This is a genomic window from Citrobacter sp. wls718, from assembly GCF_005280945.1.
Classification (GTDB): domain Bacteria; phylum Pseudomonadota; class Gammaproteobacteria; order Enterobacterales; family Enterobacteriaceae; genus Citrobacter; species Citrobacter gillenii.
In genome coordinates this window covers 20,175-33,015 of sequence record NZ_SZWV01000010.1, presented here as the reverse complement: position 1 = coordinate 33,015, position 12,841 = coordinate 20,175, and the positions used below count along the sequence as shown (strand labels likewise).

Below are 12,841 nucleotides of genomic sequence, written 5' to 3'. Positions count from 1 at the left end.
TTAAAGTCCCTTTCGAAAAAATAAATTCTTGCAGGTATTTATAATTTTAAAACGTATTTCAGAAATGGAACGATCAATGTGTGGATATTTCATTTTATAAATGATCTTTTTCTTAATAATTCGCGTGTCGCAGCATGCCAGCGCGTTGTGAATATCATTTAGCATGCTTTCGTTATAGCGATAATAGCCTTTTTTCTTACGCAGTAGTTTGCGTCCTTCGAGAAAACAATTGATGATCATGAGCGTAGCAACAGTGCGTTTGGCACTATTTTCGTTGATATAGTTATACATTTTTCGCATGGCGAAGAAGATACTATCCGCATCGCTATCAATAATATTCTCGGTAATACTTTTATCATTTACCCGGTAGTAGTAAAGATTATTTTCGATCTTTAAAATCTTATGGCATTTAAAATATTGAAAAGGACAGAAAATCATATCTTCATAGCGACGATGTTCTTCAAATCGATCTTCACCGATCACATCACGATGAAAAATCTTCGTCATTAAGTGCCACTGACCGGCACGAAAAATTGGGAATAGTGGCGCATAGTTGTCATTTTCTAAAGTCACTTCGTGCTGGACGATAGTCTTTTCCGTATCAGAAGTATTCTTATGCAGATTTTTTATATTACGGGTTAGGTTAAATTCAATAATATCATATTTTTCGTCTCTTAATTTAGGGAGGAGAATAGAAAAATAATCACGGCAGACAATATCATCGCTGTCCACAAAACCAATATATTTTCCCGTCGCATGAGCCAGTCCAACGTTACGGGCGATTGCAACACCTTGATTATTTTTGCTTATATATCTGATGTTCTTGCAATTTTTTTCACGATAAAATGTACTAACACGTTCTTCGGTCAGATCGGTTGAGCCATCATTAACAATGATTACCTCCACATCGTCAGTGATACTCTGGTGTATCGATGCCAGTGTTTCTGCGATGAATTCCGCATTGTTGTATGTCGGTATAATAATGCTCAGTAAATAACCTGAAGCGTTAATCATGGCATCGCTCTCTCGTTGGATTCGAGGTCAGCATTGCTGCTATACACAATGCTAGTACGCTGCTCAAAGCTTCACCTTTGGCATATAATAATAAATCACTTAAGCCATAGATAGCGATAGCACCTGCGATGACAAACAACAGAGAACTACGTTGCCAGTAAGCCCTTAAGAACATGGCAGTATAGAGCAAGAGTAGCACAATCACCCCAAGGATGCCCTTCAGCGAAAAGGTATCAACGATTTCGTTATGCAGATGGACGTTAAGGAACTCAAGCGCCCCTTGCAGAGAGGTATCTTGCACAGTAAGACGCTGAATTTCTGCACCACGTTGTTCAAGTGACTGCCCCCAGAGATGTACTTTCCCTGCCTCAATACCTGCTCGTTGCATTGCAAGTCGCGCGCCAATAGAGGTATTACTATTGTTCTGGCTGTAGGAATGCAAATCGACCATCATGTTCTGGTAACGATTTTCAATAATTGATTTAAGCGGAATTGACGCTACCCCTACCAGTATCACGAAGCCCAATAATGCTTTGAACAACATGATACGGTTGTGACGATGGTGCATGAGAAACAGGCTGATACTCAGGATCGGGTATACCAAAATAGCCGCCCGAGTTTGCGTGGTAATAATAACCGCCAGCGATATTAAGAAATGTAACAGATACAGTGAAACGGTATGTTTTATACGCAGGTTGATAATGGCCTGAGATGCCAATAAGCCAATCAATGTCAGCGCATAAGCGGTACCAGTCTGGTGCTCAAAGCCGAGAGCAACACGATAATCCAAAGGATTAGGGGCACCGGCTAGCTGGTAGCCTGCAAAAAGATACAGGCCAATTGCCGTAACAATAACCCAGATGCTGGTGACACGGGTTTTGGTTTCGCTGGGTGCTCGCGAGGTTAATGCGGTGAGAACCAGTGCGGCAAAGATCATGACTTTACCCCCGTTCTGATACGAACGGTAGGCGCCGGTAAAGGCAGATCCGGGTTGCTTAAAGATGTCCACCCAGATAATTTGCACTAAGCCAAAAAGCAACAGCATAAAAGGCAAGATCAGATTTTTTTTGTTGCCGAGCACATACTTTATATTTTTGCCAATCAACGGCAGAGACAGGGCCGCACAGGCAATAAATACCTTCAGTGCCTCATCGGGATTGACCAGCACCATCGCAAGGGTGACAAGGATCCCCGTGTAAAATAGCTGATATAGAAAATTAAATGGGTTGTTTTTTGTATTATCGATAAAGCGAGAAAACATGTTTTGGCAAAGCATGGTTCATCTCTTAAAGTTAAAGCAAATTAATATCAAGCAATGATGCGTTGATGCTGCTGGCATCGAGATCCTGTAAATTACCGGATTGACTCTGCTGTGCGTATTGATTCTTCCCATACCCACCAATCAGCCCAGGGTCTGTTGGGCCATACAGGGTAATGTTCGGGCGATCCAGCGCTGCGGTTAAATGGCTGAGCCCTGTATCCACCGACACGACAAACTTTGCCCCCGCCAACACACTTGCGATCTCTTCCAGACTCATCCGCGGCAGGACATCGACGTAGTTAAAACCGTCAGCCAGTCTTTTGGCGCGCGCTTCTTCATGAGGCGCCCCCCAGGGCAGCTTAATGCGTATTCCGGCGTTATGTAACTGGCCAATCAGCTCCCGCCAGTTGGCTTCCGGCCAATGTTTATCGTCACGGGTTGTCGCGTGTAAAAATACCGCATATTGGCCTGCATCAGCATTAAGATCGTTCAAGAAATGCTGCGCGATAGCATAATCGCCCTGCGACTGTGGTTTGGTATACCCCAAACTTTTCGCAAACAGTTCCCGCGTACGTTCAACGGCATGCTGCTGCCTGGCAATATGATGCTTACAGTTATAAAACAGGCTTGCCAGTGGCTCGCGAGCCGTGCTCCAGTCCATGCCATGCTTGATGCCGCGCCCCAGACGCGTAACCAGAGCGGCACTTTTAACCAGACCTTGGGCATCGATTATCGCGTCATACTGCTGTAAACGCACCGCATTGCGAAACGCTTTACGCTCGGCTTTAATCGGTGCTGAAAACCAGGCTTTACGCCAGCGGCGAATCGCCACGGGGATCACCCGGTCAACGGCTGAATGCCAGGATGGGATTTGCGCGAACCCTTCTTCAACCACCCAGTCAAACTGAATACCTGGAATTGCCCGCTGCGCATCGGTTAGCGCAGGCAATGTATGCAGTACATCGCCCATCGACGATGTTTTAACGATCAGAACCCGCATCCGTCAGGCTTCCTCTTGTAACAACAGGTCGTTCAGTTCTTCAAGAACGCGCTGAGGAGTGATGTCAATCAGGCTCTGATGATACCCTTGCGCCGCATTGCCCTTACGCACTTTGTGATAACCCGTTATCAGGCGGATCACACGTGCTTTATGGGAAAGAGGCGGAGTAAAGTCCGGGCTGCTGGGGCCGTACAGAGCGACCAGCGGACGGTTCAACGCGGCGGCTACGTGCATTAATCCTGAGTCATTGGTGACTACCGCTTTACAGGCGGCGAGAAGAATAACGGCCTGCTCGAGCTGCGTTTCACCCGCCAGATTACGGCACCATGCCTGCTGTTCGGTGTTGAGTGTCGCCAGAATTTCATTACCGGCTTCATGATCTTTGGCTGAGCCAAACAGTACGATCTGATGACCTTCGTCGATCAGCTGCTTTGCCAGTTCCGCATAGTGATAATGCGGCCAGCGTTTGGCCGGACCAAATTCTGCCCCAGGACAAAAACCGATGATCGGGCGTTCAGCACAGAGAGAGAACTGGCTACAGGTCAGTGATTTTTCACCTTCGCTGACTTGCAGCTGCGGCCATAACAGCGGCTGCGGTAAATCTTTCGCTGAAAGCATTACGCCTTTATCGTAGGCCAGCGCTACATAGCGCTCGACCATCAGCGGCCAGGCTTCTTTATCCAGCACGCGTGCATCATTGAGCAGCCCGTAGCGCATCTCACCGCGCCATCCGGTACGATGGGGAATGCCCGCAAAGAACGGCACCAGTGCTGACTTAAATGAGTTCGGCAGCACGAAGGCACGATCGTAGCGTTTTTCACGCAGACTGTGGCCGAGTTTACGCCGTTCACCGATCTCCAGCGCACCGTGTCCTAGCGGCATGGCAATCGCGTCGTTGACTTCAGGCATGCGCGACAGCAGCGGACGACACCATGCCGGTGCCATCACGTCGATTATCGCCTGGGGATAGCGCGCCTTGAGCGTGCGATAGAGACTTTGCGACATCATCATGTCGCCAACCCAGGACGGGCCTATCACCAAAATTTTCATACTTACGCGTCGCGGTTCAGCCAGGCCATATATTCCGTTACGCCTTCGGCCACGGTCTTAAACGGCTTGTCGTAGCCTGCTGCGCGCAGGTTAGTCAGATCCGCCTGAGTAAACGCCTGGTAGCGGCCTTTCAGTTTTTCCGGGAACGGAATGTACTCAATGCTGCCTTTTTTATGGTAAGCCAGCGTAGCATCCGCCACGGCCTGGAATGATTCCGCGCGACCGGTACCGAGGTTAAAGATACCGGATACACCATTTTCCAGGAACCACAGGTTAACTGCGGCAACATCGCCAACATAGACGAAATCACGTTTGAAGTTTTCGCTGCCTTCAAACAGTTTTGGCGTTTCGCCATTGTTGAGTTGGGTATTGAGATGGAAAGCCACGCTTGCCATGCTGCCTTTGTGGCCTTCACGCGGTCCGTAAACGTTGAAATAGCGGAAGCCAACAATCTGCGAATCCGCTTCTGGCAGGATCTGACGAACATACTCGTCGAACAGGAACTTTGAGTAGCCGTAAACGTTCAGCGGTTTTTCATATTCACGGGATTCGATGAAGTCAGAAGTACGCCCGCCGTAAGTGGCTGCAGAAGAGGCGTACAGGAACGGAATTTCGCGTTCCAGGCAGTAGTGCAGCAGCTCTTTGGAGTATTGATAGTTATTGTCCATCATATACTTGCCATCCCACTCGGTGGTGGAAGAGCATGCGCCTTCGTGGAAAATTGCTTCGATATCGCTGAATTCTTCACCGGCCATAATCTGGATCAGGAAGTCTTCCTTATCCATGTAGTCAGCAATATTCAGGTCCACCAGGTTAACAAATTTAGTGCCGTCTTTCAGGTTGTCCACCACCAGGATATCAGTGATGCCTTTATCATTCAGTGACTTAACGATGTTGCTGCCGATAAAGCCCGCGCCGCCGGTAACGATGATCATAAATGTAACCTTCGAATTATGGAGTCAGAGACAATCTCAGACACGAATACTTCTATCATATCACTACATGGCCCTGGCTTCAGCCATTCACCGATAAGCCGTGCGGGTACACGTGATTTATGCTTCATTTTGAAGAAGTGATGACGCGTCATCTCGTATCAATGTATAGCTTTGGGTAATATGTGCTGAAATTTGCCCAGTCTGGAGAATTGCAATGCGTGGGAATTTTTACAAGCAGTTAACGAACGACCTGGAAACCGCACGTGCGGAAGGGCTGTTTAAAGAAGAACGCATTATTACGTCTGCGCAGCAGGCGGATATCACGGTAGCTGATGGAAGCCACGTGATTAACTTTTGTGCGAACAACTATCTGGGACTGGCTAACCACCCGGAACTGATTGCAGCGGCAAAAGCGGGTATGGATTCTCACGGGTTTGGCATGGCTTCGGTGCGCTTTATCTGCGGCACCCAGGACAGCCACAAGCAGCTGGAGCAAAAACTGGCGGCGTTCCTCGGTATGGAAGATGCCATTCTTTATTCTTCCTGCTTTGATGCTAACGGCGGCCTGTTCGAAACGCTGCTGGGCGCAGAAGATGCGATTATCTCCGATGCCCTGAACCACGCCTCTATCATCGACGGCGTTCGTTTGTGTAAAGCGAAGCGTTTCCGTTACGCCAATAACGATATGCAGGAACTGGAAGCGCGCCTGAAAGAAGCGCGTGAATCTGGGGCGCGTCATGTGCTGATTGCTACCGACGGCGTGTTCTCGATGGACGGCGTGATTGCCAACCTGAAAGGCGTCTGCGACCTGGCGGATAAGTACGATGCACTGGTGATGGTTGATGATTCCCACGCGGTGGGTTTTGTCGGCGAAAACGGCCGCGGTTCCCATGAATACTGCGAAGTGATGGGGCGTGTCGACGTCATTACCGGTACGCTGGGTAAAGCACTGGGCGGCGCGTCCGGTGGTTATACCGCAGCGCGTAAAGAAGTCGTGGAGTGGCTACGTCAGCGTTCCCGTCCGTACCTGTTCTCCAACTCACTGGCTCCGGCGATTGTGGCGGCGTCCATTAAGGTGCTGGAAATGGTTGAGTCCGGCCATGACCTGCGCGATCGCCTGTGGGCAAACGCCCGTCAGTTCCGTGAGCAAATGTCCGCCGCTGGCTTTACGTTAGCCGGTGCCGATCACGCGATTATTCCGGTGATGTTGGGTGATGCAGTCGTTGCACAACAGTTCTCCCGTGAACTGCAAAAAGAAGGTATTTACGTTACCGGCTTCTTCTATCCGGTGGTTCCGAAAGGCCAGGCGCGTATCCGTACCCAGATGTCTGCGGCGCATACCCCTGAGCAGATTACGCGTGCTGTTGACGCGTTCACACGCATTGGTAAACAACTGGGCGTTATTGCCTGAGGATGTGAAATGAAAGCGTTATCCAAACTGAAAGCGGAAGAAGGCATTTGGATGACCGACGTTCCTGAACCGGAAGTCGGTCATAACGATTTGCTGATTAAAATCCGTAAAACAGCCATCTGCGGGACTGACGTTCACATTTATAACTGGGATGAATGGTCGCAAAAAACCATCCCGGTTCCAATGGTTGTTGGGCATGAGTATGTCGGCAAAGTAGTCGGCATCGGCCAGGAAGTGAAAGGTTTTAAAATCGGCGATCGCGTGTCGGGTGAAGGCCACATTACTTGCGGGCATTGCCGTAACTGCCGTGGTGGGCGTACTCACCTGTGCCGCAATACGACCGGTGTCGGTGTAAACCGTCCGGGTTGTTTTGCTGAGTATCTGGTGATCCCGGCGTTTAACGCGTTCAAGATCCCGGATAACATCTCCGATGATTTAGCCTCAATCTTCGATCCGTTCGGCAATGCGGTTCACACGGCACTGTCGTTCGATCTGGTCGGAGAAGATGTGCTGGTTTCCGGTGCGGGTCCTATCGGGATTATGGCGGCAGCCGTCGCGAAGCACGTTGGTGCACGGCACGTTGTCATTACGGATGTGAATGAGTATCGCCTTGAGCTGGCACGCAAAATGGGTATTACTCGCGCGGTAAACGTAGCGAAAGAGAACCTGACTGATGTCATGGCCGAGCTGGGTATGACCGAAGGGTTTGATGTGGGTCTGGAGATGTCCGGTGCGCCGTCAGCGTTTCGCGCCATGCTGGATACCATGAACCACGGCGGTCGCATCGCCATGCTGGGTATTCCGCCGTCAGACATGTCCGTCGACTGGACGAAGGTTATCTTTAAAGGGCTGTTTATTAAAGGTATTTACGGTCGAGAAATGTTTGAAACCTGGTACAAAATGGCTGCACTTATCCAGTCTGGTCTGGATTTGTCGCCAATCATCACCCATCGGTTCTCCATCGATGAGTTCCAGCAGGGCTTTGACGCGATGCGTTCAGGTCAGTCAGGGAAAGTGATCCTGAGCTGGGATTAACCGTTTCTGATTAATGGGTTCTGTGTGCTGTCCCCGGATATTTATGTTCATTAAATACCCGGGGATTTTTTTCTGGCGCGATCCCGCTTGTCTGGCGCATTTTAGGTCAAAGATAAGAATAACTTTCTCTGATCTTCTGCCGCGTAATATGCTAAAAATTGCCGTTAATTACATTGTTTGGCAGGATTTTATATGACCTATACTCCAGGCCTATTGAGCGTCATTATGCCGCTTTACAATACGGGTGAACCGTTCATTGCGTGTATGGATTCGCTGATCGCGCAAACCTGGAAAAATCTGGAGATCATCATCGTAAATGATGGCTCTACGGATAACTCGGCAGAGCTTGCTCAGGCCTATGCGGATCGTTATCCACACGTCCATTTGCTGCACCAGCGCAACGGGGGCGTCTCGGCAGCGCGAAATACCGGTATGGCGGTAGCAAAGGGCGAGTATATCGCTTACGTCGATGGTGACGACATTGCCTATCCGGAAATGTATGAAACGCTGATGAATATGGCGCTGCAGGACAATCTGGACGTTGCCCAGTGTAACGCCGACTGGTGTATTGCGGAAACGGGTCATACCTGGGCATCTATTCCCACCGATCGTATTCGTTCTACCGGCGTCATGACCGGGCCGGGCTGGCTGCGCAAAGCACTTGCCAGTCGTCGCTGGCGGCATGTGGTCTGGATGGGGGTTTACCGTCATCAAACCATCCGCGACGCTGGGCTAACCTTTCTTTCCGGTCTGCACCACCAGGATATTATTTGGACGACGGAGTTTATGTTTAACGCCAAACGCGCGCGTTACACGGAGGTTCCGCTGTATAAATATTTCCTGCACGGCGCGTCCGTCAGTCGCCTGCCGCGTACCGGAGAGAAGAACCTGGCCTATCAGCGCCACTACATCAAAATTACCCGCCTGCTGGATAAGATGAATCATGATTACGCCGGGCGTATTCCGATTTACCCTGAATTCAAACAGTAGGTGATTTACGAAGCGCTACGCGTATGCCATTGCATCCGCAAAGAGCCAGACGAAAAGATTCGCCAGCGCATGATTGCCGAGGTGTTTGTATCGGGTATGTTCAAGCGAATGGTGAGCAATATTTGCAGCGTTAAGCTGGGTTATCAGGTGCTGTTATGGGCCATCCGGTTTAGCAAGTGGCGCGATAAATCACTGACGCCACGCCGTCTGGCCCATGTCACGCTGGGTCTGAAAGACTGATTACGACCAGCCCTGCCACTGCAGGCGCATATATTGTACCAGCGTGCTTTGGGTGATGCTCTCACCGAGCACGCTAAAGAATCGGCTGGCGTAAACGGGTTCTAACGGTTGCTTCGGTTTGCACAGTTTCACCCCGCGGAAAGGATTACGCGGCGCATCAGGCGTGCTGTTTTTCGGTGGCGTCAGATTTGGCGTAGAGGTATCTACCTGTGGTTCATTGAGCAGGCTGCTTGGGCGAACCAGCGTAATGTCAGCGGGCAGGTTATAAACCATTTGCTGCAATACGCGTACCGTCGAAGGATGAGGGTGCCCAATCGCGATAGCGGAACCGTTGCGGCGTGCCAGTTCGACCGCGCGGTTAAACTGGCGGCGAATGTCCGCTTCGTTTTGCGTGTCGTCGAGGAAGACTTTGCGTTTGATCACTTTCACGCCCGTTCCTCCTGCCGCACGCATGGACTGGCTGTTACCGATGGTCATACTGTCCAGGAAATAAAGATCGTACCGTTCCAGTGCCTGCATCACTTTCTGCATGCCAAACAGGCTGGAGGTCATCGCGCTGCCCATATGGTTGTTAAGCCCGACGGCATACGGCACTTTGCTTACCGCATCGCGAATAATCCGCTCAATCTCGTCGCTGCTCATCTCCGGGCGCAGGGTATCTTTCTCAAGCGGTTGTTTGCTGAGAGGCGCCATCGGCATATGGATTAAGACTTCATGTCCGCTGTTATGCGCTTTGGTCGCCATCTCCCGTGCATGTGGTGCATTGGGCAGAACGGCAACGGAGATCGCAGAAGGCATCGCCAGCACCTGATTCTCGTTGTGCGGACGATAACCGAAATCGTCGATCACGATGGCAAGCTTACCGGCAAAAACAGAGGGAGCGAATGCCAGCAGGCTGGCGAGTGAGAATATTATGCGGCGAAACTGAGGCAAAACTTATCTTCCCAACCACGGCTGTGGATTGACCGCCTGACCCTGGCGACGAATTTCGAAATAGAGTGCGGGTCTGCCCTGACCGCCGCTGCTACCCACCAGGGCAATCGGCTGTCCGGCACGCACCTGCGTACCTACGCTGACCAGCGCGCTTTGGTTATAGCCGTACAGGCTCATATCGCCTTTACCGTGCTCAACCACGACCACCAGACCATAACCCTGAAGCCAGTCGGCCAGAATAACGCGACCATCGGCAATGGCTTTCACTTCGGTGCCTTCAGATGCGCCAATGACCATCCCTTTCCAACGTAGCTCACCTTGCAGCTGTTCGCCATAACGATGCAGCGTTGGGCCACGGACGGGCCAGAATGCCTGACCGCGCGGCGAACCTAACCCCCCGGTACGGGACATCAAGGATTTTTCGTTTTCGGTCGGCTTGTAGGTCGACCCTTTGCGCGATGCATCCTTTTGCTTATCGCGCACCGCCTGTGCTTCGCGGGCTTCACGTTCAGCGCGCGCTTTGGCGGCGGCCTCGGCCCGTGCAAGGCTGCTGCGTAGGCGGGATTCGTTGGCGCGCAGTTCGCTGAGCTGCTGCTGGCCCTGCTGAATGGAGGACTCCAGCCCAGCGAGCGTTTTTTGGCGCTCGTTACGCGCCTGTTCCAGCTTGGCCTGTTGAGCGCGCTGCTCGTACAGCAGCGTTTGCTGCTCACTCTGTTTATCTTCCAGCTCGGCTTTCTGCGAATCGACCTCTTCGCGGGTTTGCTTCAACTGGGCGATGGTTTCCTGCCGCGCCTGGTTCAGATAGCCAAAATAGGCCTGCAGGCGCTGCCCGCGCTGACTCTCTTCGCCACTGAGGATTAACTGAATGCCGGTGTGCTCACCCTGACGAAACGCGGCGTCCAGTTGGGCGGCCAGGCTGCGTTCCTGTGCTGCTCGCTGCTTTTCCAGCTTCGCGAGGGCGGCGTTCATTTCGGCAATTTGCGCATTCAGTTGCGCCAGTGAATTTTGCGTTTCGCGCAGCTGTCGTGCCGCAACGGCGATGGCCTGTTCCTGGGCTTTAAGCTGGGCGAGGAGGGTGGAACGTTGCTGTTGTTGCTGGCGTACCGCGCGTTCTTTTGCCGCGATATCGGCCTGAATAGATTTGAGCTGGTCGCGTTCGTCCGCGTGGGCGGAAAAGGCGCACAACAATACGCCAGCGCTAATCACGCTGGCGTATAACAAGGGCCTGACTGAAAACCTACGCGGTTTTGCGGCCCATGTGATGGTATTAATCGCCTTTCCCCTCATGGGGAGGGATTATTCCACGATGAACAGCGGCTTACCAGTCATCTCTTGCGGGATTTCCATGCCCATCAGCGTCAGCATGGTCGGGGCGATATCGGAAAGTTTACCGCCATCGACAGCTTTGACGTTTTTACCACCGACATAAATCAGCGGAACCGGCAGGTTGGTATGTGCAGTATGTGCCTGACCGGTAGACGGATCGCGCATTTGCTCAGCGTTACCGTGGTCTGCGGTGATCAGCAATTGGCCGCCAACGGACTCAACCGCTTTGGCCACTTGCTCAACGCAGTGATCCAGCGCTTCAACCGCTTTAACCGCAGCATCCATTACCCCGGTATGACCGACCATGTCGCCGTTCGGGTAGTTACAGATGATGGTGTCGTATTTCCCGCTCTCAATCGCGGCAACCAGCTTCTCGGTCAGCTCTGCGGAGCTCATTTCTGGCTGCAGATCGTAGGTGGCTACTTTCGGCGAGTTGATCAGGATACGGTCTTCGCCTTTGAACGGCTCTTCTACGCCACCGTTGAAGAAGAAGGTCACGTGTGCATATTTTTCAGTTTCGGAAATACGCAGCTGGGTTTTGTCGTGCTTCGCCATCCACTCGCCGAGGGTATTCGCCAGAGACGTTGGTGGGTAAGCTACCGCTGTTTTGATGTCGGCCGCGTATTCGGTCAACTGCACAAAGTTGAGGTTAACCACTTTCTTACGCGCGAAGCCATCGAAGTCAGCGTTCACAAACGCGCGGGTGATTTCACGCGCACGATCAGCACGGAAGTTCATGAAAATCAGCGTATCGCCGTCTTCCATTGCGGCATCAGCCTGGCCTTCTGCGCGGATCACGGTCGCTTTTACGAATTCGTCGTTTTCATCACGAGCATAAGCGGCCTGCAGACCTGCTACTGCGGTGTCAGCCTGGAATTCACCCTGGGCCAGCGTCATCAGGTCATACGCTTTTTCAACGCGATCCCAACGGTTGTCGCGGTCCATGGCGTAGTAACGACCAATAATGGACGCAACGCGACCTTTGCCCAGCGCGGCAAATTTTTCTTCGAATTTTTGCAGCGACTTTTCAGCGCTGCGCGGTGGTGTGTCACGGCCATCGAGGAAGGCGTGCAGATAGATTTTTTCTGCGCCGCGTTCTGCCGCCAGCTCAACCATCGCCAGGATGTGATCTTCGTGGCTGTGTACGCCGCCCGCAGACAGCAGACCCATGATGTGTACTGCTTTGCCGCTATTTTTCGCCTGGTCGACCGCATCGGTCAGTACCGGGTTAGTGAAGAAAGTCCGTTCTTTAATTTCAACATCCAGACGGGTCAGATCCTGATACACGATACGGCCCGCGCCCAGGTTGACGTGACCCACTTCGGAGTTACCCATCTGGCGGTCAGGCAGGCCGACTTCCAGACCAGATGCGTCAATCAGGGTATGTGGACGTTTGGCCCACAGAGCATCCATAACCGGGGTTTTAGCATTAAAAATGGCGTTATCCTGGCTGTCTTCGCGATAGCCGTAGCCATCCAGAATCACCAGTACCATAGGTTTTTTAGAAACCGACATTGCGACAACCTCACACTTAATAGATAAAAATAATTGCGTAATTTTACTACAGCTGAATCGATAAAGTAGCCCCCGAAGATCAAATAATGGGGTATAGCACGTCAGGGAGGACTCGGATTTACGTTTTTTTT

General features: G+C 51.5%; 10 protein-coding genes and 1 pseudogene. 3 read left to right on the top strand and 8 right to left on the bottom strand.

The genetic code is table 11. From position 1 onward, the window contains the following. From FDW95_RS01885 to rfaD, 5 genes are read right to left on the bottom strand one after another with little or no spacing between them, the layout of a single operon-like run. A complete protein-coding gene (locus FDW95_RS01885; protein WP_115257173.1) occupies positions 1 to 1,014 on the bottom strand; it encodes a glycosyltransferase family 2 protein in 1,014 nt (337 codons plus the stop codon). Further along, entirely contained in the window at positions 1,007 to 2,290 is a 1,284-nt protein-coding gene (locus FDW95_RS01880; RefSeq protein WP_170972973.1) for an O-antigen ligase family protein, read from the bottom strand. Before FDW95_RS01880 ends, FDW95_RS01885 begins: the two co-directional genes overlap by 8 nt. A 16-nt stretch (positions 2,291 to 2,306) precedes the next feature. Further along, on the bottom strand, positions 2,307 to 3,275 hold the full coding sequence (gene rfaC / locus FDW95_RS01875) for a lipopolysaccharide heptosyltransferase RfaC (protein ID WP_115257174.1): 969 nt from the start codon (positions 3,273 to 3,275) through the stop codon (positions 2,307 to 2,309). Positions 3,276 to 3,278: 3 nt separating this feature from the next. After that, on the bottom strand, positions 3,279 to 4,325 hold the full coding sequence (rfaF, locus tag FDW95_RS01870; RefSeq protein WP_137363394.1) for an ADP-heptose--LPS heptosyltransferase RfaF: 1,047 nt from the start codon (positions 4,323 to 4,325) through the stop codon (positions 3,279 to 3,281). Between the two features lie 2 nt (positions 4,326 to 4,327). Next, positions 4,328 to 5,260: an ADP-glyceromanno-heptose 6-epimerase gene (gene rfaD / locus FDW95_RS01865; protein ID WP_115257176.1), complete on the bottom strand. Its 933-nt coding sequence runs from the start codon at positions 5,258 to 5,260 to the stop codon at positions 4,328 to 4,330. Positions 5,261 to 5,474: 214 nt separating this feature from the next. Between rfaD and kbl the strand changes: the two genes are divergently transcribed. The 3 genes and pseudogenes from kbl (at position 5,475) to FDW95_RS01850 (ending at position 8,936) form a co-directional block, all read left to right on the top strand. Continuing rightward, positions 5,475 to 6,671: a glycine C-acetyltransferase gene (kbl, locus tag FDW95_RS01860; RefSeq protein WP_115257177.1), complete on the top strand. Its 1,197-nt coding sequence runs from the start codon at positions 5,475 to 5,477 to the stop codon at positions 6,669 to 6,671. A 9-nt stretch (positions 6,672 to 6,680) separates the two neighbouring features. Further along, positions 6,681 to 7,706, top strand: a complete 1,026-nt coding sequence (tdh, locus tag FDW95_RS01855; protein WP_115257178.1) for an L-threonine 3-dehydrogenase — start codon at positions 6,681 to 6,683, stop codon at positions 7,704 to 7,706. A 192-nt stretch (positions 7,707 to 7,898) separates the two neighbouring features. After that, positions 7,899 to 8,936 (top strand): annotated as a pseudogene (locus FDW95_RS01850) (glycosyltransferase). Here FDW95_RS01850 and FDW95_RS01845 read toward each other — a convergent pair. From FDW95_RS01845 to gpmM, 3 genes are read right to left on the bottom strand one after another with little or no spacing between them, the layout of a single operon-like run. Next, on the bottom strand, positions 8,937 to 9,869 hold the full coding sequence (locus FDW95_RS01845) for a divergent polysaccharide deacetylase family protein (protein WP_115257179.1): 933 nt from the start codon (positions 9,867 to 9,869) through the stop codon (positions 8,937 to 8,939). Positions 9,870 to 9,872: 3 nt separating this feature from the next. Then, complete coding sequence (gene envC / locus FDW95_RS01840) at positions 9,873 to 11,132, bottom strand: murein hydrolase activator EnvC (protein ID WP_232058724.1); 1,260 nt, start codon at positions 11,130 to 11,132, stop codon at positions 9,873 to 9,875. 33 nt (positions 11,133 to 11,165) lie between these two features. Continuing rightward, complete coding sequence (gpmM, locus tag FDW95_RS01835) at positions 11,166 to 12,710, bottom strand: 2,3-bisphosphoglycerate-independent phosphoglycerate mutase (RefSeq protein ID WP_096759095.1); 1,545 nt, start codon at positions 12,708 to 12,710, stop codon at positions 11,166 to 11,168. Positions 12,711 to 12,841 lie beyond the last annotated feature (131 nt).

What these genes read in the sequence shown, in the direction of transcription:
- FDW95_RS01885 (WP_115257173.1), bottom strand. Translation starts at nt 1,014, where the DNA reads ATGATTAACGCTTCAGGTTATTTACTGAGCATTATTATACCGACATAC.
- FDW95_RS01880 (WP_170972973.1), bottom strand. Translation starts at nt 2,290, where the DNA reads ATGCTTTGCCAAAACATGTTTTCTCGCTTTATCGATAATACAAAAAAC.
- rfaC (WP_115257174.1), bottom strand. Translation starts at nt 3,275, where the DNA reads ATGCGGGTTCTGATCGTTAAAACATCGTCGATGGGCGATGTACTGCAT.
- rfaF (WP_137363394.1), bottom strand. Translation starts at nt 4,325, where the DNA reads ATGAAAATTTTGGTGATAGGCCCGTCCTGGGTTGGCGACATGATGATG.
- rfaD (WP_115257176.1), bottom strand. Translation starts at nt 5,260, where the DNA reads ATGATCATCGTTACCGGCGGCGCGGGCTTTATCGGCAGCAACATCGTT.
- kbl (WP_115257177.1), top strand. Translation starts at nt 5,475, where the DNA reads ATGCGTGGGAATTTTTACAAGCAGTTAACGAACGACCTGGAAACCGCA.
- tdh (WP_115257178.1), top strand. Translation starts at nt 6,681, where the DNA reads ATGAAAGCGTTATCCAAACTGAAAGCGGAAGAAGGCATTTGGATGACC.
- gpmM (WP_096759095.1), bottom strand. Translation starts at nt 12,710, where the DNA reads ATGTCGGTTTCTAAAAAACCTATGGTACTGGTGATTCTGGATGGCTAC.